At 67.6% G+C, this 14,376-nt stretch carries 12 protein-coding genes and 1 pseudogene; 7 read left to right on the plus strand and 6 right to left on the minus strand.

Translation table 11 applies throughout. From position 1 onward, the window contains the following. Positions 1–395: 395 nt before the first annotated feature. The 4 genes and pseudogenes from CURSPS6_RS12780 to CURSPS6_RS04825 form a co-directional block, all read right to left on the minus strand. Positions 396–533 (minus strand): annotated as a pseudogene (locus tag CURSPS6_RS12780) (zinc finger domain-containing protein); the annotation flags it as partial. Positions 534–921: 388 nt separating this feature from the next. Further along, the gene (locus CURSPS6_RS04815) at positions 922–2,016 is read right to left on the minus strand and encodes a cation diffusion facilitator family transporter (RefSeq protein WP_082470087.1); all 1,095 of its coding nucleotides are present in this window, start codon (positions 2,014–2,016) and stop codon (positions 922–924) included. After that, on the minus strand, positions 2,013–2,384 hold the full coding sequence (locus tag CURSPS6_RS04820) for an ArsR/SmtB family transcription factor (protein WP_030014532.1): 372 nt from the start codon (positions 2,382–2,384) through the stop codon (positions 2,013–2,015). The genes CURSPS6_RS04815 and CURSPS6_RS04820 overlap by 4 nt, the downstream gene beginning before the upstream one ends. A gap of 121 nt (positions 2,385–2,505) precedes the next feature. Continuing rightward, entirely contained in the window at positions 2,506–3,138 is a 633-nt protein-coding gene (locus CURSPS6_RS04825) for a TetR/AcrR family transcriptional regulator (protein WP_030014533.1), read from the minus strand. Positions 3,139–3,303: 165 nt separating this feature from the next. On the opposite strand from CURSPS6_RS04825, the gene CURSPS6_RS04830 reads away from it, so the two are divergent. Further along, positions 3,304–4,869: an MFS transporter gene (locus CURSPS6_RS04830; protein WP_030014534.1), complete on the plus strand. Its 1,566-nt coding sequence runs from the start codon at positions 3,304–3,306 to the stop codon at positions 4,867–4,869. Positions 4,870–5,191: 322 nt separating this feature from the next. On the opposite strand, the gene CURSPS6_RS04835 is transcribed toward CURSPS6_RS04830, so the two are convergent. Both CURSPS6_RS04835 and CURSPS6_RS04840 read right to left on the minus strand, forming a co-directional pair. Next, a complete protein-coding gene (locus CURSPS6_RS04835) occupies positions 5,192–6,700 on the minus strand; it encodes a multicopper oxidase family protein (protein WP_030014536.1) in 1,509 nt (502 codons plus the stop codon). Between the two features lie 206 nt (positions 6,701–6,906). Next, positions 6,907–7,344, minus strand: a complete 438-nt coding sequence (locus tag CURSPS6_RS04840; protein ID WP_030014537.1) for a DUF6153 family protein — start codon at positions 7,342–7,344, stop codon at positions 6,907–6,909. Between the two features lie 151 nt (positions 7,345–7,495). Here CURSPS6_RS04840 and CURSPS6_RS04845 point away from each other — a divergent pair, with 151 nt between their 5' ends. The 6 genes from CURSPS6_RS04845 (at position 7,496) to CURSPS6_RS04870 (ending at position 14,370) form a co-directional block, all read left to right on the plus strand. Next, entirely contained in the window at positions 7,496–7,705 is a 210-nt protein-coding gene (locus CURSPS6_RS04845; protein ID WP_030014538.1) for a heavy-metal-associated domain-containing protein, read from the plus strand. Next, on the plus strand, positions 7,705–8,652 hold the full coding sequence (locus CURSPS6_RS04850; RefSeq protein ID WP_030014540.1) for a hypothetical protein: 948 nt from the start codon (positions 7,705–7,707) through the stop codon (positions 8,650–8,652). Before CURSPS6_RS04845 ends, CURSPS6_RS04850 begins: the two co-directional genes overlap by 1 nt. Before the next feature lie 50 nt (positions 8,653–8,702). After that, positions 8,703–10,991, plus strand: coding sequence for a heavy metal translocating P-type ATPase (locus tag CURSPS6_RS04855; protein WP_030014541.1), 2,289 nt, complete (start codon positions 8,703–8,705; stop codon positions 10,989–10,991). A 49-nt stretch (positions 10,992–11,040) separates the two neighbouring features. Further along, positions 11,041–11,382, plus strand: coding sequence for a hypothetical protein (locus tag CURSPS6_RS04860; protein ID WP_030014542.1), 342 nt, complete (start codon positions 11,041–11,043; stop codon positions 11,380–11,382). 151 nt (positions 11,383–11,533) lie between these two features. Next, entirely contained in the window at positions 11,534–12,130 is a 597-nt protein-coding gene (locus CURSPS6_RS04865; protein WP_030014544.1) for a YdhK family protein, read from the plus strand. 89 nt (positions 12,131–12,219) lie between these two features. After that, positions 12,220–14,370 (plus strand): heavy metal translocating P-type ATPase, encoded by a 2,151-nt coding sequence (locus CURSPS6_RS04870; protein ID WP_030014545.1) that lies wholly within the window; start codon positions 12,220–12,222, stop codon positions 14,368–14,370. The last annotated feature ends 6 nt before the right edge of the window (positions 14,371–14,376 follow it).

The following is a 14,376-nucleotide window of genomic DNA, read 5'->3' on the forward strand; positions in this document are numbered from 1 at the left end:
CACCGGTCAAACCCTGCTGATACCTAGGAAAAGCTCCTCGATCCTGTCAGGGCCGGTTTGACCCGTTTCGCCCACCCGTAACTATTTATGATCTACACGGCGGCATGCCTGGTGGCGGAAATTGCCGGACCCGCGTAGCTCTGCCCCGTCTCTGTCATCACACGACCTGGGTGTTGTCACCAGTCCTGGTCAGTGGCGCGCGATCGCTGATAGCGAGCTCGATACGCCCCAAGCGCGACTCAGTTCCCGTCAGGCTTCAAGCCAAGCAGGGGATCTCGATGGTCATATTCGACGAATGGCCGACGCTCTATACGTTGACGTACAGCGGGTCGACAGCGGTCTCTTCAACGAGCATCTTGGACACGGGAGCAGCTCCGTCCGGCGCGGCCGATCAACTAGCGTTTTCGCTGGCAGGACGGGCAAAAGTGGCTCGAGCGGTTCATGAACTTTTCCCTTACGATGGTGGTGCCACAGCGGTTACACGGCTGTCCATGTTTGGCGTAAATTTCGAGGCTGCGGGAGAAGTAGCCCGACTCGACAAGTTTGTGACGTTCACTCACAAGCGAGTCGAGTCGCCAGTCGACTCGCGAATGAATCGGCACTCGACTCGCACTCCCAATCCAGCAGGGCAGGACGCGTTGAAGACCATGATACTGAGGTGAGTCGCCGGGGTGGTCCGGGCGCTTCAATGGAGGCATTCGGCCGCGGCGGCGACGTCGAGCCACTCCTCTTCGGGCGTCGGCGCTCCTCCAGATCTTCAACACCTGCCGGTCGTCGCCTCCTGTAGCCCGCCTTGGACGCTCGCCCTAACTGGACAGTTTTCTGAGACCGGCCCTCGCATGATCGCGGGGCATCGGTCTCGTCTCGAGAAGGAGATGCATACGAGCCGCTCCTAAACGACCAGCCGCATGACGGAGCCAGTCACCGCCAGACCGGGGCCACTCGGACAGACATCTCATCCACATTCGGCATGTGCTGCTTCACCGAACTCTCCGCCTCCGCGGCCAGCCGGTCGGCGTCGGAGAGGCTCGTCGCGGAGGTGCGGACGAGCGCGTCGCCATGGAGCCTGTGCCCGACCCAGCGCATCCGCACCCGTTCCACCGACTCGACCTCGGCCAGATGCTCCAGGGCGTGCTCGGCGCGGTCGACGAGCTCCGGCTCGACGCCATCCATCAGCCGTCGGCCGACCGAGCGCACGGTACCGACCAGCAGCACCGCGATCATGGCCGAGATCAGCAGGCCTACGATCGGGTCGGCGAGCGGGAAGCCGAGCAGCACGCCGATCCCGCCGGCCACGACGGCCAGAGAGGTGAATCCGTCGGTGCGGGCGTGGATGCCGTCTGCGACCAGGGCGGCCGAGCCGATCTTCCTGCCCACGCGGATGCGGTAGACCGCGACCGCCTCGTTGCCGAGGAAGCCGATGATGCCGGCGGCGATCACCCAGCCGATGTTCTCCATGGGCCTGGGGTTGAGCATGCGGTCGATCGCCTCCCAAGCGGCGATGACTGCCGACAGGGCGATCATCAGGACGATGAACAGCCCGGCGAGGTCCTCGGCCCGGTTGAAGCCGTAGGTGTACTTCCGCGTGGCGACCCGACGGGACAGCACGAACGCGATCCACAGCGGCACCGCGGTCAGGGCGTCGGAGAGGTTGTGGATCGTGTCGGCCAGCAGCGCTACCGATCCGGAGAACGCGACGACGGCGGCCTGCAGCACGGTCGTTGCCAGCATGAGCACCAGGCTGATCTTCAGCGCGCGGATTCCCTCGGAGTGGGCTTCCATCGCGTCGTCGATCGAGTCGGCGGCGTCGTGGGAGTGCGGGACGAAGATCCCGTACAGGAAGCCCTTGAACCCCGTCGGGTGGGAGTGACCGTGCTCGCCGTGGTCATGGGAATGGCCATGACCGTGCGTATGCCCGTGGTCCTGGCCGTGATCACGATCCGCGTGATCGTGCGCGGACGCTCCGCTCTCCTGCTCGTGGTCAGCGTGCGGATGGGCGTGGCTGTGCTCCGTCATGCTTCTGCTCGTTCCTCGTGGTGGTGTGCCGGGACCTGCCCATTGGCGACAGAGTGCTCGGCCTGGAAGATCGCGTCGGACACCAGCTGGGAGGCGTGCTCGTTCTCCAGCCGATAGAACACCCGCTGCCCCTCCTGCCGGGTCGACACGATCCGGGCCATCCGCAGCTTCGCCAGGTGCTGCGACACCGCGGCCGGCGACTTGCCCACGCTCTCGGCGAGGTGGTTCACCGACAGCTCGTCGCTGCGACGCAGCGCGAGGACGATCCGGACTCGGGTCGCGTCGGCGAGGAGCCCGAACACCTCGACGGCAAGTTCCACGTACTGACTGTCGGGGTCGAGCCCGCATATCTGCTTATCTGCGTTCATACGCAGATTATTGCATACTCGAACGTAAGTGCGCATCGATGAGTGCCCCACGAGACGCCACCGGCCGCCCCACGTTCGGCTCGCGAGGACGACGAATTGCCCTGGCCGGCGATTCGGCGGGTCAGTTGTGATCGTTGGCGGCGAAGGCAGAGTGCAGGGTGACGACGATGACGCGGGCAGCGTCATCTCTGTCGAGCCGGCCGGCGGTGACTTCCTCGGCTGCGGCGTTCATGGTCAGGTGAGTGACCGCGAGGAGCCAGTCGACAGGCAGATCCGCACGGAAGACGCCCTCGCGCTGGCCGCGCTCGAGAAGGCCCCGCATCCGGGCTTCGGCCTTCTCGTGCATCTCGCGGATGCGGGCCGGCTGCAGCTCGCGCTGAGCCACCACGAGCACGGCGCGAATGTGCTCCAGGAGCATCCAGCTCGGGGCGATCAGGGCCTCGAACGCCTGGCCCGGATCACCGTCGAGAGGCACGTCGGCCAGGACAGCCTCGGCTCGTTCCAGGCTGTCGGCGAGGGTCGCGTCGATGAGCTCGGCACGCGTCTTGAAATGCCCATAGAGGGTCATCCGACCGACCCCCGCCTCGGCGGCGATGCCGGCGACGGAGGCATCAGGGTCCTTCCTGAGCGCATCCGGCGTCGCCGCGAGGATCTTCGCCCGATTGCGCTGGGCGTCTGCCCTCTGGTTGGCCGTCTTTCCTCGCCGCACCGGCTTCTGTTCACCAGCGCCGGCCGCGCCCTTTCCGTTCGGCATACCCACCTCTAACTCGTACGGGAATATACGAGCTAGTATAGCGGTTAGAAGTCGTACACCGATGCTTGACTTCGGCTGAGGGCCTCCCGGCCCGTGACAACCCTGTCGAGAACGAAAGGACCAATGGAGCCATGAGAACGACGACGCAGAACAAGGAGGTGCGCCATGTCTGAGACGAATGCACCTGCACCCCGGACCGGGGCGAAGCAGTGGTGGGGGCTCGCGGTCCTCGTGATCCCGTCGACCCTGCTGTTCATGATGCTGACGATCTTGTTCCTGGCGGCCCCGAACATGGCTGCTGATCTGAACCCGACTAGCGCACAGCTGCTGTGGATTCTCGACATCTACGGGTTCGTCATGGCCGGATTCCTCGTCGCGATGGGCGTCCTCGGCGACCGGATCGGCAAGCGTCTGCTTATGGTGATCGGCGCGGTCCTGTTCGGAATCGTGTCCATCGCTGCGGCGTTGACGACCAGTCCCGAGCTGATGATCGCCTGGCGCGCCATCCTCGGCGTGGGAGGAGCCATGATGCTCCCGTCCACGCTGGGGCTGATCTTCGTGCTCTTCGCCGACCCGAAGGCGCGAGGCGTCGCGATCGGCGTCTGGGCCGGCGGGATCTTCGCCGGTGTCGCCCTCGGACCACTGCTGTCCGGCCTGCTGCTCGAGGTCTTCGGCTGGCAGGCGACGTTCCTGGTCGCGGTGCCCGTGATGGCGCTGGTGGCCATCGGCGCGCCGCTGCTGCTGCCTGAGCACAAGGATCCGACCGCGAAGATCGATCTGCTCAGCGCATTGCTCCTGGTCGCTTCGCTGCTGGCCATCATCTACGGCGTCAAGCGCTTCGCCACCCAGGAGCCGGCCGGCCCGTCGATCGGCCTGCTGATCGCCGGAGTACTGGTCGGGCTGTGGTTCGTGATCCGGCAGCTGCGCGCGACCCAGCCCCTGCTCGACGTCCGGCTGTTTGCCAACCGCACCGTCAGCGGAGCACTCGCGGTGTTCCTTCTTTCGGCCGCGGCGCTGGGTGGGGTGTATTCGCTGTTCACCCAGTACCTGCAGCAGGTGCAAGGGCTCTCGCCTATGCAGGCCGGACTGTCGATTTTGCCTGCCGCGGCAGTTCTCATCGTCGTCTCGACCCTCTCGCCGATGCTCGCCCGGAGGTTCCGGCCGGGCAACGTGATCGCCGTGGGCCTGCTCACCCAGGTCGTCGGCTACATCCTGTTCACCCAGCTCGACGCCGTCACCGGTCTCGCGCTGGTGATCGCGAGCTTCGTCGTCACCTACCCCGGGGTCGCGCCCTCCATGGCGCTGACCACGGACCTGGTGGTGAGCTCGGTCCCGCCGGAGAAGGCCGGCGGTGCCTCCGGGCTCGCGACGACCGTCAACGACCTGGGCATCTCACTCGGTGTCGCGGTCATCGGCAGCATCGGGATCGCCGCCTATCGCAGCCAGATCAGCGACTCCTTGCCCGATGGGCTGCCACCGGAGGCGGCGGCCGCGGCCGAGACCGGGATCGACGGGGCCATCGCCGCCGCCGGACAGCTGCCGGGCGACGTCGGAGAGGCACTGACGACCGCGGCCCAGCAGGCGTTCACCAGCGGACTGAACGCCGCTGGGATCACCTCCGCGATCATCGCCGCCCTTGCCGCGCTCATCGCCGCGATCGGTCTGCGGCACATCCGCCCCACCGGGCAGGCTCACGTCGACGCCGAGAAGGAGCCCGCTCAGGAGTCGTGACGCATCCTCGACCGTTCGTGTCCGGCGGACGGATGAGTCCGCCGGACACGAACGCCGACACCCGCCGCAGGTACACCGAGACGGCGGCTGACCCGTCCCGCGACGAGGCCGCCGAAACACGCCGAAGGAGTCCCGATGACCACGCTCAGAACCACCATCGACACTGTCCGACACTCACCGACGTTGCGGCGTGTGCTGCACTGTCTGTTCCGATGCGCCGCGTCGGGGGCATCGGACCGTCTCCCCCGGGTCACGAAGACGCCATGTCCGCGCAATTGAGGCGCAGGGCCGCGCACCCGGTAAGGTGCGCGGCCCTGATGCGTCAGTTCTCCTGGTAGGCGATCGTCGTCATCATCCCGGCTTCCCCGTGGTAGACGTTGTGGCAGTGGGTGAGCCACCGCCCGGGGTTGTCGGCGTCGAACTCGACGCGCAGCGTCGTGCCGGGCAGGACGATCGAGGTGTCCTTGCGCGGCCCGCCGCCGGGAAGCTGGTAGGTGTGCCCGTGCAGGTGCATCGGGTGCCACATCGTCGTCGAGTTCTTGAACTCGAGGGCGACCCGCTCCCCGTCGGCGATGCCGAGGGCGTCGCGCATCGGTTGGTCCATGTTCATGCGCTTGCCGTTGATCGCCCAGTCGTACTTTTCCATGCTTCCGGTCAGCTCGAGGGTGAGCGTGCGGTCGACGCCGCGCTTGGGAAGTGCGACCTCGCCGGCTGCCCTGAGGTCGGCCGCTGTGGCGGGATTTTTCGTCTGCGGCAGCGTCGTGTCCTTCGCGGGTGCGCTGCCCGATGCGGTGCGCAGGACGGCGAGGGCCTGGTCCTGCTTCCCCAGGGCCTCGGCGACGACCGCGAACGCGCCGTCGCCGGCGGTGATGATCGCGTCGTAGCGCTCCCCCATGCCGAGCACGACGCTCTCGGCCTCGAAGGCCTCGACGGGGAATCCGTCGGTGTGGGTGATCGTCAGCGGGTGCTCGCCGACCCCGAAGCGGAAGGCGGTGTCGCCGCCGGCGTTGATGATCCTCAGCCTGATCCGCTCCCCGGGCTTGGCGGTGAAGGTCTGGGGGTCGTTCGCAGGCGTGCCGTTGATCAGGTAGAGGGGGTAGTAGACGTCGCCGGCGTCGCCGCCGAGTAGCGGCGAGGTCGCGCCCATCAGGGTGTTGCCCATCCGCATCGGCCCCATGTCCATGCCGCCGTGGTCCATCATCCCCTTCTCGAGCTCGGCGAGGACCTCGTCGGGCGTCGCGGTGACGCCGTCCAGCCAGTCATCAAGAACGATCACCCATTCCTGGTCGTAGTCGCCCTTCTCGTGCGGATCGTCGATGATCAGCGGCGCATACAGGCCGCGGTCGAGCTGCACGCCGACATGCGGGTGGAACCAGAACGTGCCCGGCTCGGGCAGCGTGAACTCGTAGTCGAACGACCCACCGGGCTCGATGGGCTCCTGGGTGAGGCTCGGCACTCCGTCCATGTCGTTGCGCAGCGCCAGCCCGTGCCAGTGGACGCTGGTCGGATCGGGCAGGTCGTTGGTGAAGTCGACCTTCAGGGAGTCACCGACGTTGCCGCGCAGCGGCTTGGTCGCCGACGCTCCCCGATAGGCCCAGGTCTTGGCGGTCTTCCCTCCGAGGTCCAGGGTGACCGGCTCGGCGGTCAGCGCACGCCGCACGATCGTTCCGGTGCGGCGGCGCTTCGCCTCCGCGGAAGTGACTGCGGTGCTGCTGGACCCAATGAACGAGGTTGTCTTAGTGGCAGTGGTGCTGCATCCGGCGAAGCCGGCGGCAGTCAGCGTCAATGCGCCGACAGACAGGAACTGTCGACGATTCAGGGTGGAATGCATGGGTGATGTCCTTCTGTGTCGATGGTGAACGGGACCACGACATCGCGCCCGCGCGCTCGACGAACACGGGTGATCGGAGGCACAGAGCCGCCTGGGCCCGGAAGATGGGCCAGCGTTTTGGGACACGGTGTCGTGGCAGGCACGGCAGGGTCGTGGACCCGCCGAGGTGGCTGACTGAGGAGCGCCGCATCGGCGCTCCTCAGTGCTCACGTTCGGTAGATCGACAGCTCCAGATGCGTCAGCGCGAACCGGCGGGGCGTCTCGGACGGCGACGACGGCATGGGCGCAGAGACGAGTGTGGGCACAGCTGCGACGGACGGAACGGGGAGGGCCGGAATGCTCTGGGTCGTAGGCGCGGAGACACAGGTGGAGTCGCCGCTGTTCATGGCGTCTGCGCAGCCTCCGGAGCCGTGCACCGGACCCTGTGCTCCGGTCGCGCTCGACATGGAGGCGATAGACGTCATGCCCGTCATGCCGGGCGACTGCGAGGACGCGTGAGCCGGCGACGCCATGGGGGTCGTCGCCGCTGCCGGTCCGCCGACCAGCGCGTGCATGCCGAGGAGACCCGTGATCAGCAGCGCCGTAAGAATGATCAGCTGCAGCCAGTGCCGGCTGCGGCAGGGTTCATCGGTCGCGGTCTCCACAGCCCCAGCATACCCCGGTGGTGTATCCCCTCGACACGTGGGGATCATTCAGCGGCGAGTCCGCATCCCCTTGCGGGAATACCCGTCAGGGGTATACGGTTGCACTCACACAGGTACCCACCGGGGGTACCCAAATTGAGGAGGTTATGCGATGACTGCGAACGAGTACCAGGTGACGGGCATGACCTGCGGGCACTGCGAGATGTCGGTCCGCGAGGAGGTCAGCGAGATCTCTGGCGTCACCGATATCCAGGTCAGCGCGCAGACCGGCAAGCTCGTCGTCTCCGCCTCCGGCGAGGTCGACGACGCGAAGGTCCTGGCCGCGGTCGAGGAAGCCGGCTATACGGCGGTTCGCGTCTGATGAAGGCACCGGTCAGGCTCGCGGCCTACGGCGCTGGGCTGGTGGTGGCGTTCGGCGCGGCCTTCGGGCTCGCCGGCGTCGTCGTCCCCGACAGCGTCTTGGCCGCCTGGGCCAAGAGCAGCGACACGGGCTCGCACGGCGAGGGTCACGGGGACACGGAGGAGCAGAACATGGAGCACGCGATGAACGGCGTCTCGGCCAGCGCTGCCGGCTACGTCCTCTCTCCCGTCACGGCCCCATCAGGCACCAATGATGCCGGCAAACTGAGCTTCCGGATCCTCGATGAGGACGGGAAGCCGGTGACGGAGTACACGAGGACTCATGAGAAGGATCTTCACCTGATCGTGGTGCGCACCGACGGGACGCAGTTCCGCCACGTGCACCCGGACTTGGACGAGGCCACCGGCACCTGGTCGGTGCCGTCGTGGAACTGGGACGAGGCAGGAACCTACCGCGTCTACGCCGACTTCACCCCCGCCGGGAAGGACGCCGAGGGCGTCACGCTCACCCGTGCCGTCGAGGTCGCCGGCGACTACGCCCCGGTCGAGGCGACGGTCTCGCGCACCGACGAGGTCGACGGGTACACCGTCACCCTGGACGGAGAATTAAACGCCGGGAGCACGAGCGACCTGACGGCCACCGTCGAGCGCAACGGCAAGCCGGTCACCGCGCTCGAGCCGTACCTCGGCGCATTTGGCCACCTGGTCGCGTTGCGCGAGGGTGACCTGGCCTACCTGCACGTGCACCCCGCCGGCGACGAACCCCAAGCGGGGTCGACCGGAGGACCAGACGTCAGCTTCGCCGCCGAGGTCCCCACCGCCGGCCGATACCTGCTGTACCTGGACTTCCAGATCGACGGCAAGGTCCGCACCGCACAGTTCGTGGTCGACGCCGGGCACGGCGACGGCACCCAGGCAGACGACGAATCACACTCGGGCGGCCACTGATCCCCAAAGGGCCAGTCCGTCGACGAAGAAGCAACAGGAAAGGACACGCGGTGAGCACCCAAGCTGCAGCGAACACCCAAGCGCCGCTAGTCGCGGACGCCGGCATCGAGCTCGAGATTGGCGGGATGACCTGCGCCTCCTGCGCGAACCGGATCGAGCGTAAGCTCAATAAGCTCGACGGTGTCTCCGCCACGGTCAACTACGCCACCGAGAAGGCCAAGGTCACCGTGCCCGACGGGTACGACCCCGCCCTGCTGGTCGCCGAGGTCGAGAAGACCGGCTACACCGCTGCCATGCCCAAGCCCAAGGACGCGACGCCGTCGGGCCCGACCACGGACGATGGTGAGGCTCCCGACTCCGAGCTGACATCGCTCAAGCACCGCCTCATCGGCGCAATCGTGCTCACCGTCCCGGTGATCGCCATGGCCATGGTTCCTGCGCTCCAGTTCACCTACTGGCAGTGGGCCTCCCTGGCCCTGGCCGCACCGGTGATCGTCTGGGCGGCCTGGCCGTTCCACAAGGCAGCGTGGACCAACCTGCGCCACGGCACCGCGACCATGGACACCCTCATCTCCATGGGCACGACCGCGGCGTTCCTGTGGTCGCTCTACGCCCTGTTCCTCGGCACCGCCGGGACGCCAGGCATGACGCATCCCTTCGAGTTCACCATCGCTCCCTCCGACGGCGCGGGCAACATCTACCTCGAAGCCGCGGCCGGGGTGACGATGTTCATCCTCGCCGGCCGCTACTTCGAGAAGCGCTCCAAGCGCCAGGCCGGTGCCGCGCTGCGCGCCCTGCTCGAGCTCGGCGCGAAGGAAGTCTCGGTTCTGCGCAATGGGGCCGAGGTCAAGATCCCGACCTCCGATCTGGCCGTCGGCGACGAGTTCGTCGTCCGCCCAGGTGAGAAGATCGCCACCGACGGCACCGTCGCCTCCGGAACGTCGGCCGTGGACGCGTCCATGCTCACCGGAGAGTCCGTGCCAGTCGAGGTCGTCGCCGGCGACCCGGTCACGGGCGCGACCGTCAACGCCGGCGGCCGCCTGGTCATCCGCGCGACCCGCGTCGGGTCGGACACCCAACTGGCACAGATGGCCAAGCTCGTCGAGGACGCCCAGACTGGCAAGGCCGCGGTCCAGCGCCTGGCCGACCGGATCTCTGGCGTGTTCGTTCCGATCGTCATCGCCATCTCGGTCATCGCCCTCGGCGCGTGGCTCGGTGCCGGGTTCCCCGTCTCCGCCGCCTTCACCGCAGCGGTCGCGGTCCTCGTCATCGCCTGCCCCTGCGCCCTCGGCCTGGCCACTCCCACCGCCCTGCTGGTCGGCACCGGTCGCGGCGCGCAGATGGGCGTGCTGATCAAGGGTCCCGAGGTTCTCGAATCCACCCGCAAGGTCGACACTATCGTCCTCGACAAGACCGGCACCGTCACCACCGGCAAGATGACCCTGGTCGAGGCGATCACCGAGCCCGGCGTCGACCGCGCCGAGCTGCTCCGCCTGGCAGGCGCTCTGGAGGACGCCTCCGAGCACCCCATCGCCCAGGCCATCGCCAAGGGCGCGGTCCAGGAGATCGGGCAGCTGCCCACTCCCGAGGACTTCGCGAACATCGAGGGCAAGGGCGTCCAGGGAGTCGTCGACGGCCGCGGCGTGCTCGTCGGCCGGGAGTCCCTGCTGGCCGACTGGTCGCAGCACCTCTCCTCCGACGTCGCCGCCGCCAAGGCCGCAGCCGAGGACGAGGGCAAGACCGTCGTCGCCGTCGGCTGGGACGGACAGGCCCGCGGAATCCTCGTCGTCGCCGACGCCGTCAAGCCCACCAGCGCCGAGGCGATCCAGGGCCTGAAAGACCTGGGCCTCACCCCGGTCCTGCTCACCGGCGACAACGAGGCCGTGGCCAAGCGGATCGCCGCCGAGGTCGGCATCGAAAAGGTCATCGCCGAGGTCCTGCCCAAGGACAAGGTGGATGTCGTTACCCGCCTCCAGGACGCGGGCAAGGTCATCGCGATGGTCGGCGACGGCGTCAACGACGCCCCCGCCCTCGCCCAGGCCGACCTTGGCCTGGCGATGGGCACCGGCACCGACGTCGCCATCGAGGCCTCCGACATCACCCTCGTGCGGGGCGACTTGCGGGCCGCGGTCGACGCGATCCGGCTCTCCCGCAGGACCCTGGGCACGATCAAGTCGAACCTGTTCTGGGCCTTCGCCTACAACGTCGCGGCCATTCCGGTCGCGGCGCTGGGCATGCTCAACCCCATGCTCGCAGGCGCGGCGATGGCGTTCTCCAGCGTCTTCGTCGTCGGCAACAGCCTCCGCCTGCGCGGGTTCCGCAGCGTCGCCAAGCAGTGACGCCGCAGAACCAACCATCATCCGAACACACGAAAGGCATCCACCGAGAATGAGAATCGAAGACCAGGCACCCACCAGCTGCTGCAGCACCTCCCCCGCAACCGAGACATCCGCAGCCGAGGCACCGGTCAGCGCAGGATCCGGCTGCTGCGGCACGACCGGCGCAGAGAACCACGCCGCGAATTCCGGCCATCGCGAAAACCTTCTCGTCGAAGGAAGCGACGACATGACCACCTGCCCCGTCATGGTCGGCAATCCGGTCAACAAACAGGACGCCGAAGAAAAGGGCCTCTTCCGTGACTACGACGGGCAGCGCTACTGGCTCTGCTGCCCAGGCTGCGGACCGACCTTCGACTCCGATCCAGCCAAGTACGCCGCCAACATGGCCTGATCCTTCGATGCCCCGGGGCTGCAGTATTACTACTGCTGCCCGGGGCGACTGGATCGAAGCTGAGCGATTCCACGCCCACCGATCGATATTTGACCTATACCCCATAGGGGTATAATGTTGATCGGACTACAATGAATGGATAGGAGACTTTATGCGCAAGCGCCTCATGACCACCGTCGCCGCAGGAGTGCTCGGCGGAGCACTCGTGCTCTCCGGCTGCAGCACCGGAGGAGACCAGGACCAAGCGACCCCCTCGTCGACCAGCCAGCACGAGGGCCACGGAAGCAGTGGCAGCAGTTCTGACAGCGGCGGGATGGAGCATCCGATGGACGGCGGCCCCGCCCCCGAGGGCATCGAGAAGGCCGCGTCGCCGAAGTATCCGGTCGGCACCGAGGTCAAGCTCACCGCCGATCACATGGAGGGCATGGACGGCGCACCGGCCACGATCGCCGGGGCCTACGACACCTATACCTACGCGGTGAACTTCACGCCCACCACCGGCGGGGATCCGGTCAAGGATCACAAGTGGGTCGTGCAGGAGGAGATCAAGGATGCCGGAGACCAGCGAGTGGCCGACGGCACCGAGGTCACGCTGGAAGCGGAGCACATGGAGGGCATGAAGGGCGCGAAGGCGACCATCGCCTCCTCCACCGACGAGACCGTCTACATGGTCGACTATGAGTCCGACGGCATGAAGATGACCAACCACAAGTGGGTCGTCGAGAGCGAGATCAAGCCGGCCTCCTGAGCCGGCCGCCGCGGGCCCTGAAGGGTCCGCGGCGAGACACGACCCGATCGAAGGGAAGACCGGGGAAGAACGAGGGGAAGCGAAGAGCAATGACGGACCCGACCACGCATCACCATCACCACGGCGACGTCGCCGACGAGACCACCGAGTCCGGCCACGTTGACGACTCGCATGCCGAGCACGAAGGCCACACCATGGAACACGGCGACCATGCCGGGCACGGCGATCACGGCAGTGGCCATGGTGGTCATGCGGGCCACGGCGACCACGTCGGCCAGTTCCGTCGACTGTTCTGGATCAACCTCGTCATCGCCATCCCGGTGGTCGCGTTCTCTCCCATGTTCGCCATGCTGCTGGGCTACTCGGTGCCCGGCTGGGCGGGCTGGGTCGCCGCAGTGCTCGGCACCGTCATGTACGCCTGGGGCGGCACCCCGTTCCTCACCGGTGCCGTCAGCGAGCTGAAGAGCCGCCAGCCCGGGATGATGCTGCTGATCGCGCTCGGGATCACCGTCGCGTTCCTCGCCTCCTGGGCCGCCACTCTCGGGCTCGTCCATCACGAGCTCGAGTTCTGGTGGGAGCTGGCGTTGCTGATCGTCATCATGTTGCTGGGCCACTGGATCGAGATGCGCTCCCTGGCCCAGACCACTTCGGCGCTGGACTCCCTGGCCGCGCTGCTGCCCGATGAGGCCGAGCGGATCGAGGGCGACGACGTCGTCAAGGTCGACCCGGCCGAGCTGCGCGTCGGCGATGTCGTGATCGTCCGCCCCGGTGGCAGCGTCCCCGCCGACGGCATCGTCGTCGACGGCCGCGCCGACATGGACGAGTCCATGATCACCGGCGAGTCACGCCCCGTCGCCCGCGGCGAGGGCGAGAACGTCACCGCCGGCACCGTCGCCACCGACTCCGGCCTGCGGGTGGAGATCACCGCCACGGGCGACGACACGGCGCTGGCGGGCATCAACCGGCTCGTCGCTGAGGCGCAGGGCTCTTCCTCCCGTGCACAGCGCATCGCCGACCGCGCCGCTGCCCTGCTGTTCTGGTTCGCCCTCGTAGCCGCCCTGATCACCGCAACAGTCTGGACCCTCTTCGGACTGCCCGACGACGCGGTCATCCGCACCATCACCGTCCTCGTCATCGCCTGCCCCCACGCTCTGGGCCTGGCGATCCCACTGGTCGTCTCCATCGCCACCGAGCGCGCCGCCCGCGGCGGCGTCCTGGTCAAGGACCGCCTCGCCCTGGAGTCCATGCGCCAAGTCGACGCGGTCCTCTTCGACAAGACCGGCACCCTGACCAAGGGCGAGCCCACCGTCACCGGCGTCGAACCGACCGCAGGCATGGATGCCGACCAGGTGCTCGCCCTGGCCGCATCCGCCGAGGCCGACAGCGAGCACCCCCTCGCCCAGGCCATCGTTACCGCCGCCAAGGAGAAGAGCCTCACCCTCGAGCCGTCCAGCGGATTCACCTCTTCCCCCGCGGTCGGCGTCACTGCGACGGTGGCCGACCAGGAGATCCGCGTCGGCGGACCCCGGCTGCTCGAAGAGACCGGGCAGGACGAGGTCGACACGGCAGACGCGTGGCGGGCAGAGGGCGCGATCATCCTGCACGTCCTCCGTGATGGCAAGGTGATCGGTGGCCTCAAGCTCGCCGACGAGGTTCGCCCAGAGTCCCGCGATGCCGTCGACGCCCTCCATGAGCTCGGCGTCGAGGTCGTCATGATCACCGGTGACGCCGAAGCGGTGGCGAACGAGGTCGGCCAGGAACTCGGCATCGACCGCGTCTTCGCCGGCGTTCGTCCCGAGGACAAGTCCGCGAAAGTCGCCGCGCTCCAGCACGAGGGCAAGAAGGTCGCCATGGTCGGCGACGGCGTCAACGACGCCCCCGCGCTGGCCCAGGCCGATGTCGGCATCGCCATCGGAGCCGGCACCGACGTCGCCATCGCCTCGGCCGGGGTCATTCTCGCCAGCTCCGACCCGCGCAGCGTCTTGTCGGTGATCCAGCTGTCGAGGGCCGCCTACCGGAAGATGAAGCAGAACCTGTGGTGGGCCGCCGGCTACAACCTCATCTCCGTCCCGCTCGCGGCCGGCGTCCTCGCACCCGTCGGGTTCGTCCTGCCGATGTCGGTCGGCGCGATCCTGATGTCGATCTCCACCGTCGTTGTCGCCCTCAACGCCCAGCTGCTGCGGCGCATCGACCTCACCCCCGAAGCCAGCACCCGCTCCGTCCTGGAGCGCCAGAAGTGAAGGACA

Origin of the sequence: Curtobacterium sp. S6 (assembly GCF_000710345.2) — a bacterium.
Classification (GTDB): domain Bacteria; phylum Actinomycetota; class Actinomycetes; order Actinomycetales; family Micrococcaceae; genus Rothia.